The sequence below is a fragment of the Phenylobacterium sp. 58.2.17 genome (assembly GCF_026411515.1).
In the GTDB taxonomy this organism is placed as follows: domain Bacteria; phylum Pseudomonadota; class Alphaproteobacteria; order Caulobacterales; family Caulobacteraceae; genus Phenylobacterium.
This window is the reverse complement of sequence record NZ_JAPMTQ010000020.1, coordinates 11,766-28,342: the sequence shown is the minus strand read 5'-3', so window position 1 is coordinate 28,342 and position 16,577 is coordinate 11,766. Positions and strand designations below refer to the sequence as shown.

16 protein-coding genes are annotated in these 16,577 nt (G+C 66.1%); 10 read left to right on the top strand and 6 right to left on the bottom strand.

Annotated elements, in window-relative coordinates; all coding sequences use genetic code 11:
- Nucleotides 1-8: 8 nt before the first annotated feature.
- Nucleotides 9-383 carry a hypothetical protein gene (locus OUA97_RS13745; RefSeq protein ID WP_267232487.1) on the top strand — a complete coding sequence of 125 codons (375 nt, stop codon included), beginning with the start codon at nt 9-11 and terminating at the stop codon, nt 381-383.
- Here OUA97_RS13745 and OUA97_RS13740 read toward each other — a convergent pair.
- The 5 genes from OUA97_RS13740 to OUA97_RS13720 form a co-directional block, all read right to left on the bottom strand.
- Entirely contained in the window at nt 380-1,165 is a 786-nt protein-coding gene (locus OUA97_RS13740) for a hypothetical protein (protein ID WP_267232486.1), read from the bottom strand. The two genes, OUA97_RS13745 and OUA97_RS13740, sit on opposite strands and share 4 nt — an antisense overlap.
- A gap of 75 nt (nt 1,166-1,240) precedes the next feature.
- A complete protein-coding gene (locus OUA97_RS13735; protein ID WP_183769737.1) occupies nt 1,241-2,113 on the bottom strand; it encodes an AAA family ATPase in 873 nt (290 codons plus the stop codon).
- Between the two features lie 143 nt (nt 2,114-2,256).
- Nucleotides 2,257-2,799 (bottom strand): hypothetical protein, encoded by a 543-nt coding sequence (locus tag OUA97_RS13730; RefSeq protein ID WP_267232485.1) that lies wholly within the window; start codon nt 2,797-2,799, stop codon nt 2,257-2,259.
- A 48-nt stretch (nt 2,800-2,847) separates the two neighbouring features.
- Nucleotides 2,848-4,590: a tetratricopeptide repeat protein gene (locus OUA97_RS13725; protein WP_267232523.1), complete on the bottom strand. Its 1,743-nt coding sequence runs from the start codon at nt 4,588-4,590 to the stop codon at nt 2,848-2,850.
- 8 nt (nt 4,591-4,598) lie between these two features.
- Nucleotides 4,599-6,389: a tetratricopeptide repeat protein gene (locus tag OUA97_RS13720; RefSeq protein WP_267232484.1), complete on the bottom strand. Its 1,791-nt coding sequence runs from the start codon at nt 6,387-6,389 to the stop codon at nt 4,599-4,601.
- A 178-nt stretch (nt 6,390-6,567) separates the two neighbouring features.
- Here OUA97_RS13720 and flbT point away from each other — a divergent pair, with 178 nt between their 5' ends.
- The 9 genes from flbT (at nt 6,568) to OUA97_RS13675 (ending at nt 14,691) form a co-directional block, all read left to right on the top strand.
- A complete protein-coding gene (gene flbT / locus OUA97_RS13715; protein ID WP_267232483.1) occupies nt 6,568-6,993 on the top strand; it encodes a flagellar biosynthesis repressor FlbT in 426 nt (141 codons plus the stop codon).
- On the top strand, nt 6,953-7,324 hold the full coding sequence (gene flaF, locus OUA97_RS13710) for a flagellar biosynthesis regulator FlaF (RefSeq protein ID WP_267232482.1): 372 nt from the start codon (nt 6,953-6,955) through the stop codon (nt 7,322-7,324). The genes flbT and flaF overlap by 41 nt, the downstream gene beginning before the upstream one ends.
- Nucleotides 7,325-7,638: 314 nt before the next feature.
- On the top strand, nt 7,639-8,472 hold the full coding sequence (locus OUA97_RS13705; protein ID WP_267232480.1) for a flagellin: 834 nt from the start codon (nt 7,639-7,641) through the stop codon (nt 8,470-8,472).
- Nucleotides 8,473-8,589: 117 nt separating this feature from the next.
- Nucleotides 8,590-8,865 carry a hypothetical protein gene (locus tag OUA97_RS13700; RefSeq protein ID WP_267232479.1) on the top strand — a complete coding sequence of 92 codons (276 nt, stop codon included), beginning with the start codon at nt 8,590-8,592 and terminating at the stop codon, nt 8,863-8,865.
- A gap of 193 nt (nt 8,866-9,058) precedes the next feature.
- Entirely contained in the window at nt 9,059-9,892 is an 834-nt protein-coding gene (locus OUA97_RS13695) for a flagellin (RefSeq protein ID WP_267232478.1), read from the top strand.
- Nucleotides 9,893-10,036: 144 nt separating this feature from the next.
- Nucleotides 10,037-12,850, top strand: coding sequence for a hypothetical protein (locus OUA97_RS13690; protein ID WP_267232476.1), 2,814 nt, complete (start codon nt 10,037-10,039; stop codon nt 12,848-12,850).
- Nucleotides 12,851-12,898: 48 nt separating this feature from the next.
- Complete coding sequence (locus tag OUA97_RS13685; RefSeq protein ID WP_267232475.1) at nt 12,899-13,579, top strand: hypothetical protein; 681 nt, start codon at nt 12,899-12,901, stop codon at nt 13,577-13,579.
- Between the two features lie 45 nt (nt 13,580-13,624).
- Nucleotides 13,625-14,014 carry a hypothetical protein gene (locus OUA97_RS13680; protein ID WP_267232474.1) on the top strand — a complete coding sequence of 130 codons (390 nt, stop codon included), beginning with the start codon at nt 13,625-13,627 and terminating at the stop codon, nt 14,012-14,014.
- A 149-nt stretch (nt 14,015-14,163) separates the two neighbouring features.
- A complete protein-coding gene (locus tag OUA97_RS13675) occupies nt 14,164-14,691 on the top strand; it encodes a single-stranded DNA-binding protein (RefSeq protein WP_267232473.1) in 528 nt (175 codons plus the stop codon).
- A 67-nt stretch (nt 14,692-14,758) separates the two neighbouring features.
- On the opposite strand, the gene OUA97_RS13670 is transcribed toward OUA97_RS13675, so the two are convergent.
- Complete coding sequence (locus tag OUA97_RS13670) at nt 14,759-16,576, bottom strand: DUF885 domain-containing protein (RefSeq protein ID WP_267232472.1); 1,818 nt, start codon at nt 16,574-16,576, stop codon at nt 14,759-14,761.
- Nucleotide 16,577: the final 1 nt, after the last annotated feature.

Below are 16,577 nucleotides of genomic sequence, written 5' to 3'. Positions count from 1 at the left end.
TTCAGGACATGACTTTGTCGCGCATCGTGATGCGGCTCGCCCGCAATCCCGGCACTGAATTCGCCGGCGGCGATGATCACCGTGGCTACGCCCTGACTGCCCCGCTGACGCCGGACGGCTTGCTCGACGCCGACGCCTACGCCAAGGCGCGGTCGGAATGCGTGGTGCGGCGCTTCGCCCCCGACGAGGACGCCGCCGACGGGCGCCTGGCGCGTCGTGGCTCCCGCTGGTTCTTCGACTATGACGACGAAGACGCCTCCGACGACGAGCCGGTGCATCGATTGGGCGAGCATCGCTTCGCTGTCGGCGAATACGTCACCGTCACCGACGAGGATGGGCGGCCCCTGACCTACAAGGTGGTTGAGGTTCAGGCGGCCGACTAGACGCCGCCGTTGCGGCGAACCAGTTCCTGGACGTCGTGATAGATCTTGTCGCCGGACTCGGTGTCGAGCTTGGAACGGACCTTGGCCACGGCCAGCGGGCCGTTCTTCGGCCCCCCCGCCTCAAAGCCGACATAGCGATAGCCGGCCGGGAGATCTTTGCCCGTATAGATGAAGGTGGCTCGCAGGCCGCGCTTCTCGCGCGACAGTGCTTCACCCCGCATCCTGACGTCGCGGTAGATGTTCACCGTGGTGTCGTCGCCGTCGGCGTCGACATGCAGCGGGCCTATGCGGACATTGGCGCTGTCGCCTTCCTCGGACACATGGATGCCCGGCAGGTCGATACGATTGCTACCGGCGCCGTCGAGGCGGGCCGCCGGGAGGGCGACCCCGGCGTCGGCGGCGGCCTCGGCGTGGACGCGGGCGACCTCGGCGGCCATGGCCCCGACATTCGCCTTCGCCGCGGCGACCTCGGCGATCTTGGCGCCGGTCTCGGCCTGAGCCGCTTCAGCTTCCGGAGTCATTGGGCCGGGCGTGCTGCGCAGGTCGGCCTCGATCTTGGCCAAGGTCTGCTGTGGCGTGCCGACGACGGGTGTCAGCTCAAGGTTGACCTCCGCGCCGTCTGACGAACGGTAGGCGCACGACTTGCCGTCCTCGGCGATGCTGATCCGGGTCAATTCGCCTTCCGTGGCGGGGCAGTCGAGCTTGGCCACGGCGCGCGGTGCCTCTCGGGTGCAGCCCGTCAGGGCGAGCGCCGATCCGACGAGTAGAAGTGCAGCCTTCATACGAAAAACGCTCCGGTCATGTCGTGGCGACGGTGACCGGAGCGCTTTGAAACGTCGAGTGAATTCGCCGTAAGCCTATTGCTGGCCCGGGCGGCTCCCGGCGCCTTCGCGGCGGGCGAGGAAGGCGAGGCGTTCGAACAGGTGAACGTCCTGCTCGTTCTTCAGCAGCGCGCCGTGCAGGGGCGGGATCAGCTTGGTCGGATCCTTTTCCTTCAGCGCGTTCTCGTCGATGTCCTCGACCATCAGCAGCTTCAGCCAGTCGAGCAGTTCCGAGGTCGACGGCTTCTTCTTCAGGCCCGGAACCTTGCGCATATCGTAGAAAATGCGCAGCGCCTCGGCGACGAGCTTCTGCTTGATGCCCGGATAGTGGACCTCGACGATCTCGTTCATCGTGTCGGCGTCGGGGAAGCGGATGTAGTGGAAGAAACAGCGGCGCAGGAAGGCGTCCGGCAGTTCCTTTTCATTGTTCGAGGTGATGATCACGATCGGGCGGACCACCGCCTTGATCGTCTCGTTGGTCTCGTAGACGTAGAATTCCATCCGATCGAGCTCCTGCAGGAGGTCGTTGGGGAATTCGATGTCGGCCTTGTCGATCTCGTCGATCAGCAGGATCGGGCGCTTGTCGGAGGTGAAGGCCTCCCAGAGCTTGCCCTTCTTGATGTAGTTGCGGACGTCCTTGACGCGCTCATCGCCGAGCTGGCTGTCGCGCAGGCGGCTGACCGCGTCGTATTCGTAGAGGCCCTGCTGGGCCTTGGTGGTCGACTTGATGTGCCAAGTGATCAGCTCGGCGTCGAGCGCCTTGGCGATCTCGTAAGCGAGCACGGTCTTACCGGTGCCCGGTTCGCCCTTGATCAGCAGGGGCCGTTCCAGCGCAACAGCGGCGTTGACGGCGACCTTCAGGTCCTCGGTGGCGACGTAATTGTCGGTGCCTTCAAAACGCTGGCTCATTCGCGCTCCTTGCGACGGGCGAGTATGGCGCCCGCTTTCGAACAAATGTTTCAACCTGGGGCCAAACTAAAGACCCAAGCGGGACATTCAAGCTGATTGAGCGGTGTTGCGCGGCCTTTGTCGCAAAAGGTCGCGGGGCTTCCCTAGCGTCGGGGGCGGGTGACCGAGACCGGATCGGAAGCGGGGAAGGTGTCCTCAAGGCCAATCTCCAGCGCCCGTTCGGCGCGCGCATCGGGCTTGCCTGCGGCCGCATAGCCCATGCGCCGCAGATCCTCGTCGCTGAGCGCCTTGGACTGGAAATTGGTGAAATCGTCCTCGCCCCCGGCGACAAGGTCGGCGTCGGCGACTTCGTCGAGACCATCGATCGAATCGGGTTCGACCTGATCGTCGTCAAACTTGTTGTCGTCGTCCTCCTCGAAATCGTCGGCCGAGGCGCGATAGTCGAGCTCATCGTCCTCTTCCAGGGCGTCGACGTCGAACTCCTCCTCGTCGAAATCGGCGGCATCCACTGAACGGCCCTCGTCATCGTCGCGATCGCCATAGGCGCGGGTCGCGTCGAACAGATCGGGCATTTCCTCGAAGGTCCGCATCTCGCCGACCTGCTCACGATCATCGAGGTTGGCTTCGTCAAAGGTCTCGGCGTTGTCCTGATCGTCGTAGCCGTCGTCTTCCCGCAGGCCCGGCATGATCGCTCTCCTGGCTTCGAGCGTCCGCGATGGACGCGCGTCGCCGGATCAACCCGTCGCAACGGCTCGCGTTCCCCCTTCGACGGCCTCAGTGAGGTCGGACGCGATCTGGCGCATGACGGAGGCCCAATCGCCGGGCGTGTCCGGCGAGTAGGCGCGCACCTGACTGTACCAGGGGTAGCGATCCGTCCCGAGACGGGTCCAGGCCGATTCGACCGCGATCAGCCAGGCCGGCGCCCCGCTCGCTGCGGCGATGTTGAAGCTGGCGTTGGAGAAGCCGATCACGAGGTCGAGCGCAGCGGACAGGGCGGCGACATCGTCCAGGTCGTTGCGCAGGTCGATCCCGACCGGTTGGTGGATTTCAACTCCGAAGGCCTCGCGGGCTTGGGCGATGGCCCCGGACTGATCGCCGTACTGCAGGTTGACGAACGTTACCCCGGGCGTCTGCAGGACCTCGCGCCAGTCGTCAAACGGGGCGAAGTAGAGGTGACGACTGGAGTCGATCACCAGGCTGGTCCACAGCACGCCGACCTTGAGGCCGGGCAGGGCGGAAAGCGCTTCGCGCCAGTGCTGCGCCCGAGCGGGATCGGGCTTCATGTAGCCCGCAGGGCGGTTCGGGAATTGTCCGAGTGTGGCCCGATGCGTCTTTAACAGCGCGCCGAGCGGCGCCCAGAAGTCGATCTCGTCCCAATCCTTGATGAACTGCGCGCCGCGGAAGGCGCGACCGTCCCCCTTCAAGGTGGCGTGCGGCCCGAAGCGGACGGTTGGATAGCTGCGCTGGAACAGCGGGAGCAGCCGGTCGGTGACGGCGACCGTCAGGCGGCCTTCGGGGCCAAGTTCGGCAAGCACGTCGTCGATGACGTTGGCGAACAGGATCTCGTCGCCCAGGCCCTGTTCTCCGAACAGCATCAGATGACGCCCGGCGAGGTCAGTCCCCGGCGTCCAGCGCGGCCGATCGACGACGAAGTGAATCGGCTCGGCGTAGGTCGGCTCGAGCCGCGCGTCATAGTAGTTCCAGCCCTCCGTCAGTTCACTGCGGGCGAGCAACATGGTCGAGAGCGCGAACCGCATCATCGAGCTGTCCTGCGGGACGTCGGACAGCTCGATCGCGCGCCGGCAATGGGCGATGGCCTCGTCGTGGCGGCGCTGCGTGAAGAGGATGTTGGCGAGGTTGTAGTGCGCCTTGGGGTAGTCGGGCTCAAGCCGCAGCGCTTCGCTGTAGAATATCTCGGCCTGGTCGATGTCGCCCTGGTCGCCGACGATGGTGCCCAGGGTCAGCCACAGCATGGCCGACTCGGGTTCGGCGGTCAGCGCCACGCGCAGGACGTCGATGGCCTCGTCGAAGCGCATCTGACGTCGCAGCAGGGCGCCCAGATTGTTCGACGGCTCGCGCGCGCCGATTTTGAAGCTCAGGCAATGGCGAAACAGCGCCTCGGCCTGGGGCAACATGTCCAGCTTGAAGGCGAGGCGGCCGAGGTCGTGGGCGATATCGGGGTCGGCCGGGGATAACGACAGGGCCCGCTCATAGGCGTCGAGCGCCGGACCACGCTGGTTCAGCTTGTCGCGCCCGATGCCCAGAAGGTGCCATCCCAGCACCAGGGTCGGATCGTGGGTCAGCGCCTCCTCGGCGGCCGAGCAGGCTTCGACGAAGCGATCGGCGTTGGCGTGCTCCAGCGCGACCTGCAGGGACTTCAGAGCCTCCCGGGTCGCGGTCGCCTTGGCGATTTCGGCGCTCAGGCGCGCGAGCTTTTCCGGGGCGGCGGCGTCGCCGACGGGGCCTTCATCGAACATCGCCACGGTCAGGCCTCTGCCGCTGCGGTCGCAGGCGCGGCTTGGATTTCGGCGGCGAGCGCCTGGGCGACCGCGGCCATGAGCGGTGGCCAGTCGCCGGAGGTTTCCGGCCAGAAGGCGCGCACCTGACTGTACCAGGGGTAGCGATCTGTCCCCAAGCGCGCCCAGGTGTCGGGCGACGTCAGCAGCCAGCACGGGGCGCCGCAGGCCGCTGCGATGTTGAAGGTCGCGTTGGAGAAGCCGATCGTGAGGTCCAGCGCGCAGGCCAGGGCCGCGACGTCGTCGAGGTCGTTCTTGAGATCGATTTCCGGCGGCTGATGAATCTCGACGCCGAACTCGTCGCGAGCCCGCGCAATCGCCGCGCTGCAGTCGCCATACTGGAGATTGATAAAGGTCGCGCCCGGGGTCTTCAGGATTGGGGCCCACTCTTCGAACGGCGCGAAGTAGCGGTAGCGGGCCGTGTCGATCAGCATTGACGTCCAGAGCAAGCCGATGCGGGGACTTGGCAGGTCCGCAAACACGGCGCGCCAATGTCTCACGCGGTCGGGGTCGGCCTTCATGAAGCCGCCCGGGCGCTCCGGAAAAGCCTCGGCGCTGCGGCGCAGTTGACGGGTCGCTTCGCCCATCGGGGCCCAGAAGTCGATGTCCGCCCAGTCCTCGATGAAAGGCACGGTCCGCACATGGCGCCCGCCGCTGCTGATGGAACGGTGCGTCCCGAGCTGCGCCGTGGGGTACGCGCGTTTGAACAGCGGGAGCAGGCGATCGGTGACTGCAAGGGATAGCCGCCCGCCGGGGCCGAGCGCCTCCAGCACGTCGTCGATCGGGTTGGCGAAAAGGATCTCGTCGCCCAGGCCTTGCTCGCCGATCAGCAGCAAGTGGCGCCCAGAGATATCGGCGCCGGGCTCCCATTTCGGGCGGGTCGTCAGATAGTGCACCGGATCGCAGTAGGTGGGCTCGAGGCGGGCGGTGTACTCGTCCCAGCCTTCGCCCAGATCGCCCTCCGCCAGCAGCATGGCCGCGAGGGAGAAGCGCATGGTGGTCAGGTCCTCGGGCGTCTTGCACTCGGCGATGGCCTGCCGGCACTGGGCGATCGCCTCGCTACGCTGGCCCAGGGTGAAGAGCGTGTTGGAAAGGTTGTAGCGGGCCTTGGCTTCCCTCGGGTTCAGCCTGAGAGCTTCAGCATAGAAAACTGAAGCCTGTTCAGTCTCGCCCCGGTCTTCCAGCACCGTGCCGAGGGTGTTCCAGAGCATGACCTTCTCGGGGTGCGCCTGGATCGCGGGTTTCAGCACTTCGACCGCCTCGTCGTAGCGCAGCTGATCGCGCAGCACCCCGGCGAGGTTGTTCGTGCTCTCGGGGGCGAAGGGGCGGAAAGAGAGGTAGTGCCGGAACAGCGCCTCGGCCTGGGGCAGCATGCCCATCTTTGAGGCGAGCCGCCCGAGGTCGTTGGCGATCGGCGGATTGGCCGGATCGATGGACAAGCCCCGCTCGTAGGCCTCGAGCGCGCCTGGCCAATCATTCAGGTGCTCGCGGGCGATGGCCAGCAGGTGCCATGCATGGATGAGGTTCGTATCCCGCTCTACGGCTTTCTGGGCCGCTGTTCGCGCGCCGGCGTAGTCCTTGGCGGAGATGAGGGCGAGAGCCCGCTTGAGATGGGGGAGGGCGGCCTGGGTCGCCTTTAGGCCGCCCAGTTCACTGCGCAGCCGTCCGACCGCCTCCTTCGAGGCCGAGTCGCCGGCTGGACCGCCATAGCCCTTGACGAGGCGACGCTGGGCGCCTTTCGAATCCGAAGTCCCACTCATTGCACCGTCCCCGGATTCTGCATGGGGCGATCTTCAAAAATCATGCTTAACGGTCCGCTAACACTTGGGGTTCGAACTTCGCCGCAAGAAGCGGTTAACCCCTCGCATCTAGCCTAGCCTGAACGAACTGCTGGACGCAGGCGGACTTGGGCGAAGCGCCTCTATTGGAGACTGAGGAATGCCGCTGAAGCTGTCGCTGAAACCCGGAGAGAAGTTCGTTCTCAACGGGGCGGTGGTGCAGAACGGCGATCGCCGTACGACGTTGGTTCTGCAGAACAAGGCGTCGGTCCTTCGCGAGAAGGACATTATGCAGCCCGAGGACGCGGCCACGCCGGCCCGTCGCATCTATTTCCCGATGATGATGATGTACCTCGATGACGGCGGGGCCACGCGTTACTACGACGAGTTCGCGCAGCGCCTGACCGAGTTCATGGGCGTCATCCGCAATCCGGAAATACTGGCGGAATGCGTCGCCATTTCAAAACACGCCATGGCGCGCGAGTACTACAAGGCGCTCATGCTGTGCCGGAAGTTGATCGAGTACGAAGACGAGAGGTTGGGGAATGTCGCTTCGAGCTTACCAGCAGGCGGCGAGCCGGGCTGAGGCCCCTAAGGATGCCGAGTACCGGCTGTTCGGCCAGGTGACGCGGGCGCTGATCGTAGCATCCGAGGCTCCGGTCACGGATTTTGCGGTGCGGATCGACGCGATCGATTGGAACCGGCGGCTGTGGTCGACCCTGGCCCGGGACTGCTCGGAGCCGGATAACAAGCTGCCGGCGCAGATTCGCGCGGGCATAATTTCGCTCAGCCTTTTCGTCGGGCGTCACTCCAGCGAAGTAATGCGCGGCGAGGACAACTTCGACACCCTGATCGAGATAAACAAGATGATGATGCAGGCTCTGTCCCAGCGTGCGGACGCGCCTGCGGCGGCGTAGATCGCTACTGGTTAACATCGCTCTCGATTCCAGCGCCGGCCCACGTGGCCGGCGCTTTGCGTTTCGGGTGCAATCGCCAGGTGGGCGATATCTGCCGGTCGGCAATAATTGCCGGGCGATCTGGGCAAAAAATGCCGAGTTGCTGCGGCTTTTGCTCCCTGGGGCGTGGTTTATCCCGGGTAAATGTGAAATTGCCAGTATAATCAATGTCTTGAGTGGGTCGTGAGGTGGCCCCGCACTTGCTTCGTGTCGGTCGGGCAAAATGCCTCCGGTAGTCAAAACGACGCCGGTCTCCGAGAAAAGGAACCACGCGTATGGCCATGAATTCGGTTAATACCAACCAGGGCGCGATGATCGCCCTGCAGAACCTCAACACCACCAACAAAGACCTCGGCGTCGTTCAGAACCGGATCAACACCGGTCAGAAGATCTCGTCGGCCAAGGACAACGGCGCCATCTGGGCTATCGCCCAGAACCAACGCGCCGAATCGGCTTCGCTCAACTCCGTCGTCTCGTCGCTGCAGCGCGGCCAGTCGGTGGCTGACGTCGCCATGTCGGCCGGCACCGCCATCTCGGACATCCTCGTCCAGATGAAGGAAAAGGTCCTGGCGGCGACCGAAGCGGGCCTGTCGACCGCCTCCAAGGCGGCGCTCAGCGACGAGTACAAGGCGCTGCGCGACCAGATCGACACGATCGCCAACAACGCCACCTTCGACGGCGTCAACCTGATCTCGTCGACCTCGGTCAACAGCTCGAGCATCAAGGCGATCGCCAACGCCGACGCCACCGCGACCATCGACATCGCCCACGTTGTGCTGTCGAAGTCGAACACCAAGATCGCCGCCACCCTGGCCACCCTGACCAGCGGCGTGACCTCGGCGGACGTGAAGGAAGTGGAGGACGCCATCCAGGACGTCTCCTCGGCCCTCTCGAAGCTCGGCACCGGCGCCAAGGCGCTCGACACCCACATGACCAACGTCATGAAGCTCCAGGACACCCTGGACGCCGGGGTCGGCAACCTGGTCGACGCCGACCTGGCGAAGGAAAGCGCGCGGCTGCAAGCGCTGCAGACCAAGCAACAGCTTGGCGTGCAGGCTCTCAGCATCGCCAACCAGTCGTCGAGCAGCCTGCTCGGCCTGTTCCGATAAGGCGAAATGGGGCTCGGCCTCGGTCGGGCCCAGCGTCGGCGGCGGGGAGGGAGACCTCTCCGCCGTCAGCGCGCAGATGGGGTCGTCGAGGGGCGCAAGTCTCCGGCGAATGGAACCATGGAGAGCAAGCTCTCAGTCGTGGCGGCGCTCCCGGAGATCGAGCCCGTCCAGATCGCCGCCAAGCCGGTCGTCGCGCCGACGCCTGCGCCGCCGCCGTCGGTGGAGCCGGACCTGCGGCTGGTGATCGAGGAGGGGCAGGCCGGAAGCTTCGTCTACAAGACCATCGACCGCCGCACGGGCGAGGTGGTGTTGCAGCTGCCGCGCGAAGGGGTGCTGCGCATGCGTGACGCCGAGGCCTACGTGGCCGGAGCGGTTATCGCTACGCAGGCCTGAGTTTCGTCGCGCCCGCCAGGCGGGCCTTGAGACGCGTCCGCCCACAGGACGCAACCGCAGCCCGGGCAACGGGTGGGCGGCTATCGCCGTGTCGTCGTTAATCTTTCGGAAACCATGCGCTTCCTAGCGTTAACCATAGTTTCGGCGTGCGAGTCGCGCGTCAATCATGGGTTCTCTGAAGGAGATTGGCGCCATGGCGATGAGCGTAAATACGAACAAGTCGGCGCTGATCGCGCTCCAGAACCTCAACAGCACCAACGAAAAGTTGGAGCAGGTTCAGAACAAAATCAACACCGGCCTGCGGGTCGCGAACGCCAAGGATAATGCGGCGGTCTACGCGATCGCGCAGAAGCAGCGGGCCGACTTCAGCTCGCTCGGCGCCGTGAAGATGAGCCTCGATCGCGCCACCTCGATCACCGACGTGGCGCTGAGCGCCGGGCAGCAGATCAGCGATATTCTCGTCCAGATGCGGGAAAAGGTCGTCGGCGCCGCCGAAGACTCTGCCTCGCCGTCGACCCGCAAGGCCTTCGACGACGAGTTTCAGACGCTGCTGCAGGCGATCAGCCAGTTCTCGGCGTCGGCGGAGTTCGACGGGGTGTCGGTCCTCAACGGCACGCTGACCGCTGACCTCAACTTCCTCGCGAACTCTGACGGCGACAGCTACATCGCGCTGACGCCCCAGGACTTCACGATCTCCGGATCGATCATCAACCTCGACGGCACCAACCTGACGGGCACGACCACGGCGACGAAGTCGGTCCTCTCGTCGCTCGACCTGGCGATCGGGAAGGTTACCGCGGCGCTGGCCGAGATGGGCGCCCAGGCCAAGCAGATCGAGAAACACGTCACCTTCGTCTCAAAGCTCCAGGACGTGCTGGAGACGGGGATCGGCAACCTGGTCGACGCCGACATCGCCAAGGAAAGCGCGCGGTTGCAGGCCCTCCAGGTGCAGCAGCAACTGGGCGCTCAGGCGCTGTCGATCGCCAACTCGCAGCCGCAGGTGATCCTGCAGCTGTTCAAGGGCTGACGTCAGCCTAAGGGGGGAGCGCCAGGCCCCGGAGCCCGATGGTTCCGGGGCCTTTTATTTGCCTGGGCGCGGGCCGTCTTAACCCCTCGTCAGCCCTTGTGGCGCAATCTGCAGTTGGGAAACTGCGTTGAGTCGGTGGTCTAGGTGATCAGCCTCGATACCAATCTGCTGCTAGGCTACTATCAGGCCCGGAACGGCCTGAGCGCCGCCGTGGGCGGAACGTCGACCAATGTCGCCGCGTCAACGGCTAAGGCCCCGACGCCCCCTTGGAGCACCTTATCCGCGGCCCCGAAGGCCGATGAGATGCTCAAGAGCGTCATGATGGGCCGCAAGTTCATCGACGAGTACCAGACCCAGCTCGACGTCAAAGGCGCCAGCGAGGACTATCGGAAGCTCTTTGCGATCCACCAGGGGCTGTCCACGCTCGAAGCGTTGGCCCGCAAGGCTGACGGCAAGGACACCACCGCGGCCGAGCTAAAGCGCATCCAGGCCTCGTTCACGCGCGGCATGGCCGAGGTGTCGGGCTACATCGACGACGCGAATTTCGAGAAGCTGCGGCTGACCTATGGCGATGTCGCCGACAAGGGCAAGACGGCGGTCGGCGTGCCGAAGACCGTGCCGAAGTACATGACCTCGCCCCTGCACCAGGGAACGGCGACCGACGCGGTCGAGGCGTTCCAGGGCGACATGAAGTTTAGCGTCAAGATCCGGTTGCCGAACAAGGTCGAGAAGACCATCGACTTCGACCTTGCCGAGATGGGCTCGACGACCCGGTCGATGAACGAGGTGGTCAAGTATATCAACACCAAGCTCAGCGGTGCAGGCTTCAGCACTCGCTTCGCGGTCGAGAAGATCGCCGGCGCGGAAAAGACCACCGAGGTCAACGGCCGGACGATCAAGCTGGGCAACGAACCCGATAAGTTCGCGCTGAAAATTCAGGGCGATACGACTGAAATCCTGACGTTTTCCGCGCCGGCGACGTCGCCTGCCGTCTACATCACCCAGACCGCCGGAGATCCGAAGCCCGCCAAGACCACGAAGGTCGAGGACGGGAAGGTGGTCACGGTCACGCCTGATCCGAAGCTGACCGAAGAACTGATCAAGTTCGAGACCGGCACGACCTCGGACGCTGTGCGCCGTCCTGGGGACGTGAATTGGGTCGAGGGGCGGGTGTTCAACGTGGCGCTGCCCGAGGGCGTGGAGAAGGTCCACAAGACCGTGACCGGTCCTGATGGGGCGCTCTACATGCTCGCCGACGTCAACGACACGGTCGATGGCCAGACGATCAAGGGCGCCGGCGACGTCGCGCTGATGAAGTTCGATTCGGCCGGCAAGCTCGTCTATACGCGCACGCTCGGGGCTTCGGCCGACGCCACGGGCCTCGGCCTTGCGGTGGGGCCGGATGGCCAGATCGCGGTGTCAGGCTCGGTGACCGGCGGCTTCGCCGCCAGCGGGGTTCCGATCGGTTCCGGCGCGCTGGAGACGATCCCGAAGGTTCTGAAGGCCGATAACGGCGTGGACGAAACCAAGCCCGACAGTTTCGTCGCGGTGTTCAGCGCCGCCGGCGACGAGGTGTGGTCGCAGCGGATGGGCGCGCGTGACGACGATGAGGCGACCAGCGTCGCCTTCGGCGCGGACGGTTCTCTCTATGTGCTTGGCCGCACCAAGGGCGCGATGCCGGGCCAGACGACCAGCGGCAACTGGGACAGCTACCTGCGGGCCTTCGACGCCGAAGGGCGCCTGAAGTCCACGACCCAGTTCGGGACGTCGGGCGAAGACAAGCCCGCTGGCCTGGTCGTCGACGGAACCAACGTCGTGGTCGCCTCGATCGAGGGCGGCGAGGTCAAGCTGCGTCGCTACGACATGACCGATCCGAAGGCGCCGGCGCTCTCGGCCAACCGCAGCCTGGGCACCCTGGGCGGCGGCTCGATCGCCGGCGTCACCATGGACGGCGGCAACATCGTGATCGCCGGCTCGACCGGCGCCACGCTCGGCGTGGCCAACACGACCCGTGCGTCCTCAGGCAGCGTCGATGCGTTCGCCGCGCGTATCTCGGCGGACCTTTCGTCCAGCGCCGACGCCATCGCCTACTACGGCGGCAGCGGCGATGACCGGGCCACGGCGATGACCGTCGCCGATGGCAAGGTCTGGCTGACCGGCACCACCAAGACCGACCTCCCGGACATGACCAACCCGGTCGGCAAGGTCGACGGTTTTGCGGTCGGCCTGGACATCGGGACGGGCGTGGTCGCCTGGTCGCAGCGTTTCACCGGCTCGGAGAAGATGACCGCGCCGAGCTCGATCGCGGTCGACGCCAGCGGCGCCAGCGCCCTGGATCGGCTGGGCCTGCCCAGCGGCAAGGTCGAGTACTCCGACTCCCAGCTCGTCACCTCGGCGACGGCCGCAAGGCCCGGAGACACCTTCCAGATTCGGCGACGGATCGGCGGTCCGGCCGTGACCATCACCATCGACGCGAACGACACGCTCGAGACTCTCGCCAAGAAGATCCAGCGGGCGACCTCGTTCGGCGTGAAGGCCGAGGTCGTCTCCGACGGGGACGTGCGCAAGCTGCAGATCCGTCCTCAGAACAGCCGTTCCAGTCTGGAAATCCTGGGCGGGAAGGGCGGCCTCGATGCGCTCGAGGCGCTGGGACTGCACGAAGGCTTCGTGCGCAGCACCGTAATGCAGGACGAGAAGATGGTTCCCGGCGACGGGGGCTCGGCCATGTACGGACTGAAAATGGCTCGCGATCTGTCGTTGTCGACCAAGGACGACATCAAGGCGGCGATCGACAAGCTGACCATGGCCATGTCGGTGTTGCGCGGCGCCTATCGGGACCTGGAACAGGGCATGAAGCCCGCCAGCGAAACCAAGAAGGCGACGGGCGAGGTGCCGGCCTATCTCAAGAACCAGCTGGCGAACTACCAGGCTGGACTGAACCGCCTGACCGGCGGCTGATCCAGACGCGCGCTTGAAACCGTCACACGCACGGTCTAGCGAGGGCGCATGGAGTTCCTGAAAGATCGGCGCACGCTTCTGGCCCTCGTCGGCGGCGCGCTCGCCCTGTTGGCCGGCCTGATCATCGCCAATGTGATGGTCAACAAGGGTAAGGACGAGAAGCCTTCTGCGCCCCCCGCCTCCAAGGGCGGGCTGGTCGTGGAGACCGGCGCGCCGGACGACGGCCGTCTGGACCCGGCCAAACCTCTTCGCTGCTTCGTCGCCGGCCAGTATGCCGGCGAGATGACCCTGGCCGACTGCGCCAAGCGCAATGGGGTGGCGACGGGCGCCCTCGACGTCGGCATCGACGAGGCCGGCAATCTGGCCGCGGCCGATCAGGCCGGAACAATGCTGACTCCGCTGCCGCCGCAGCCGGAGGCGGTCACCCCGCTCAATCCCGCCCCGACGACGCCGGCGCAGGCGCCGACGGCGACCAACGCCCCTGCTGGCGGATGCTGGCGCTATGTCGACGGCGGATGGCGCAAGCTGCCCAACGACCTGACCCTCAACGCCTGCGTCCAGACGCTGTTCGCCGGCCGCTGCGAGCGGCCCGGCGGTGCGACCTACGGGCGCTGGATGCAGCAGACCCTGCGCCTGGTGCCGGGCAAGGTGGAGGTGTCGGGCGACAATCGCAGCTTCCGTCCGCTGGCCGAACAGGCGCAGAACTGCTCGATCTCCACTATCGGCTAGGCTCTCGCCCTGCCGTCGCCGCAATCGCGACTATAGGCTGATTTCATGCTGCTCCGCTTCGCCCTCGTCGCTGGTCTTTCCGTGGTCGCGCTGGCCGCCTGCTCCAAGCGCACCTTGCCGCCCGGCGGCGAGGGGATCTGTTGGAACGTTACCAGGACCTCCGATGGCGAGCTGAAGTACCACAAGCTGAAGACCGACGTTCCGACCCTGGAGCACTGTGCGGCTGAGCTCGAAAGCATGCGCATCCGATTCCTGCGGATGGGCGGTTCGGCCCGCGAGGTGACCGGCGCCTACAAGGGCAGCTTCATCTTCGTCGAGCGGCGCGGAATCTTCACCGCGCCTTCCATGGAAGAGCATCCCTACCTGGCGCTGGTGCGGACGGGCGACGGACGCCTGGCGATCCCGGGTGCGATGCCGCAGCAGCCCGCTCCTTAAGTCGGCGCGAGGCGCGACGAAAACGCTGTGGACTATGCGTTAACGTCGTGAACGTATAGCGAACATCGACATTGATCCGTGCGGCGGCGTCGTCTAGCGTCCCGCGCTTGGGCGAGAGCCCGCAAGCACGGAAAGCAAGGGACAAGCTCATGGCGGGCAGCGTCAACAAGGTCATTCTGGTCGGCAATCTCGGCGCCGACCCCGAAATCCGCAGCCTGAATTCGGGCGATCGGGTCGCCAACCTGCGCATTGCGACCTCGGAAACCTGGCGCGACCGCAGCTCCGGCGAGCGCAAGGAAAAGACCGAGTGGCACCGCGTGGTGATCTTCAACGACAACCTCGTGAAGGTGGCCGAGCAGTACCTGCGCAAGGGTTCGAAGGTCTACATCGAGGGGGCGATCCAGACCCGCAAGTGGACCGATCAGTCGGGCCAGGAAAAGTACTCGACCGAGATCGTCCTGCAGAAGTTCCGCGGCGAACTGACGATGCTGGACGGACGTGGTGACGGCGAGCGCAGCGGCGGCGGGGACTACGGCGGCGACTATGGCGGCGGAAGCGGCGGAAGCGGCGGCGGCTACGGCGGTGGCGGCGGCGGCTTCGGCGGCGGCTCGCGCAACCAAAGCTCGGGGCCGCGGGAAGACTTCTCGGCCGACCTGGACGACGAAATCCCCTTCTAGGCGTCACGCCGAGAGATCAGAGGGCCGGCCGCTTGGCCGGCCCTTTTTGATTCCGGGCGACGGGGCTTCAGGCGATGCGTCCGCCTTTACGGGCCCAGCCGTCTAGGTGGGCGCTCAGCACCGAGAGCGGAACCGCCCCGTAGAGCAGGCCTGCGTCGTGGAAGGCGCGGATGTCGAAGGCGCCGCCCATGCGGGCCTTTGCCGCTTCGCGCGCCTCCACCCAGACCTGGTGGCCAAGCATGTAGCTCGACGCCTGGCCTGGCTGGACGCAGTAGCGTTCGACCTCGCGGGTGACGCTGGTCTCCTTGTCGCCGAGGGTGTCGACCATGTAGGCGATCGCCTGCTCGCGGCTCCAGCGCTTGTGGTGCAGACCAGAGTCCACGACCAGTCGAGCTGCGCGGAACAGCAGCGAGGCGAGGTAACCGAGCCGCCCCAGCGGATCGTTGTCGAAGGCGCCCATCTCGTCGGAGAGCTGTTCGGCGTAGAGCGCCCAGCCTTCCGAATAGCCGGAGAACAGCGGCATGCGCCGCATGAGCGGCAGACCCTTAGCCTCCATGGCCAGCGCGATCTGCAGGTGATGGCCTGGCAGCACCTCATGGTGGACCAGAGTCGGCAGATCCAACCGCGGCTGTTCGGCCGTGTCGCGCAGGTTGATGTAGAAGATCCCCGGCCGCGAGCCGTCCACCGAGCCCGGCTGATAGGATCCGCCCGGCGCCCCGGCTTCGATTGTGGTCGGGACGCGGGCGATCTCGACCGGCGCCTGGGGCAGGGCCCCGAAGTACTGCGGCAACCGCTTGCGCATTGTCTCGGCCATGCCGTTCATGTCGGCCAGCAACCGGGCGCGGCCGGCCTCGGTGTTCGGGTAGAGCTGGTCCGGCCGTCGCCGCAGGGCCGAGATGCGCTGGCCGACGGAGCCCTGGCTCAGACCCTGCGCCTTGAGGATCTCGTCGGCCTGTGCGGTCAGCTCCGCGACCCGTTCCAGTCCCAGGCGATGGATGTCGTCGCCGCTCATGTCCGTAGTCGTGAACGAGCGGACCGCGAAGCGGTAGTACGCCTCGCCCTGCGGCAGGCGCCAGCATCCGGCGTCATGCGAGGCGGTCGGCAGGGCTTGCTGCTGCAGGTCCAACTGGCGGCGCAGGGCGGGGTAGACCGCGGTCTCGACGATCTTGGCCGCGCGCGCCTGCCAGTCGCCGGCCAGACCCTTCTCGGTCGTGCGGCGCGTGAGGTTCGTCACCAGTTCGGAACGATCGGGCGCCGGCGCGAGCATGGCGGCGATCTGCCCGGACGTAGTGCGAAGGATGAAGTCCGGCGGCGCCGCGCCGCGCGCGAAGTCGGCGCGGACGCGCTCTGATTCCTGGTCGAGCGAGGGGCCGAAGGCCGCCAGCCGGTCCAGATAGGCCTCGGCGTCGTCGTCGCTGGAGATGGTGTGCTGCGTGCCGAGGAAGCCCGGGATGCTGCGGTAGTTACCGCTGAGCTGCGAGACGATGTACGGGACCGCGCCGCCGACGCCCGGGTCGCCATAGGGGAAGTCGTATCCCTGTAGGGTGACGTCGGCCAGGTACGCCGCCGTGCGATAGTTGAGCAGGTCGCCGCCGCGCAGCGACGCCGGATCGAACTGACGCAGATCGGCGGCCATCTGGGCGAACAGCGCCTTCATCTTCGCCGGACCGGCGACCGAGCGGTCATCGAGGCGGTGCTTGGCGGGCGCATTGCCGCCGGTGTCCAGCCCGGTCAGGGTCATCAGCTGCGGCGAGGCGCTCAGCGCGTCCTGCATCGCCTTGTCCATCAGGGCGGTCAGGCGCGGGCCGTCCGCCGGTTGCCCGGCGGCGGGGGAGGCGGCGAGGGCGGCGGCGCCCGCCAGCAAAAGGTCGCGGCGGTTCAGCATC

What these genes read in the sequence shown, in the direction of transcription:
- OUA97_RS13745 (WP_267232487.1), top strand. Translation starts at nt 9, where the DNA reads ATGACTTTGTCGCGCATCGTGATGCGGCTCGCCCGCAATCCCGGCACT.
- OUA97_RS13740 (WP_267232486.1), bottom strand. Translation starts at nt 1,165, where the DNA reads ATGAAGGCTGCACTTCTACTCGTCGGATCGGCGCTCGCCCTGACGGGC.
- OUA97_RS13735 (WP_183769737.1), bottom strand. Translation starts at nt 2,113, where the DNA reads ATGAGCCAGCGTTTTGAAGGCACCGACAATTACGTCGCCACCGAGGAC.
- OUA97_RS13730 (WP_267232485.1), bottom strand. Translation starts at nt 2,799, where the DNA reads ATGCCGGGCCTGCGGGAAGACGACGGCTACGACGATCAGGACAACGCC.
- OUA97_RS13725 (WP_267232523.1), bottom strand. Translation starts at nt 4,590, where the DNA reads ATGTTCGATGAAGGCCCCGTCGGCGACGCCGCCGCCCCGGAAAAGCTC.
- OUA97_RS13720 (WP_267232484.1), bottom strand. Translation starts at nt 6,389, where the DNA reads ATGAGTGGGACTTCGGATTCGAAAGGCGCCCAGCGTCGCCTCGTCAAG.
- flbT (WP_267232483.1), top strand. Translation starts at nt 6,568, where the DNA reads ATGCCGCTGAAGCTGTCGCTGAAACCCGGAGAGAAGTTCGTTCTCAAC.
- flaF (WP_267232482.1), top strand. Translation starts at nt 6,953, where the DNA reads ATGTCGCTTCGAGCTTACCAGCAGGCGGCGAGCCGGGCTGAGGCCCCT.
- OUA97_RS13705 (WP_267232480.1), top strand. Translation starts at nt 7,639, where the DNA reads ATGGCCATGAATTCGGTTAATACCAACCAGGGCGCGATGATCGCCCTG.
- OUA97_RS13700 (WP_267232479.1), top strand. Translation starts at nt 8,590, where the DNA reads ATGGAGAGCAAGCTCTCAGTCGTGGCGGCGCTCCCGGAGATCGAGCCC.
- OUA97_RS13695 (WP_267232478.1), top strand. Translation starts at nt 9,059, where the DNA reads ATGGCGATGAGCGTAAATACGAACAAGTCGGCGCTGATCGCGCTCCAG.
- OUA97_RS13685 (WP_267232475.1), top strand. Translation starts at nt 12,899, where the DNA reads ATGGAGTTCCTGAAAGATCGGCGCACGCTTCTGGCCCTCGTCGGCGGC.
- OUA97_RS13680 (WP_267232474.1), top strand. Translation starts at nt 13,625, where the DNA reads ATGCTGCTCCGCTTCGCCCTCGTCGCTGGTCTTTCCGTGGTCGCGCTG.
- OUA97_RS13675 (WP_267232473.1), top strand. Translation starts at nt 14,164, where the DNA reads ATGGCGGGCAGCGTCAACAAGGTCATTCTGGTCGGCAATCTCGGCGCC.
- OUA97_RS13670 (WP_267232472.1), bottom strand. Translation starts at nt 16,576, where the DNA reads ATGCTGAACCGCCGCGACCTTTTGCTGGCGGGCGCCGCCGCCCTCGCC.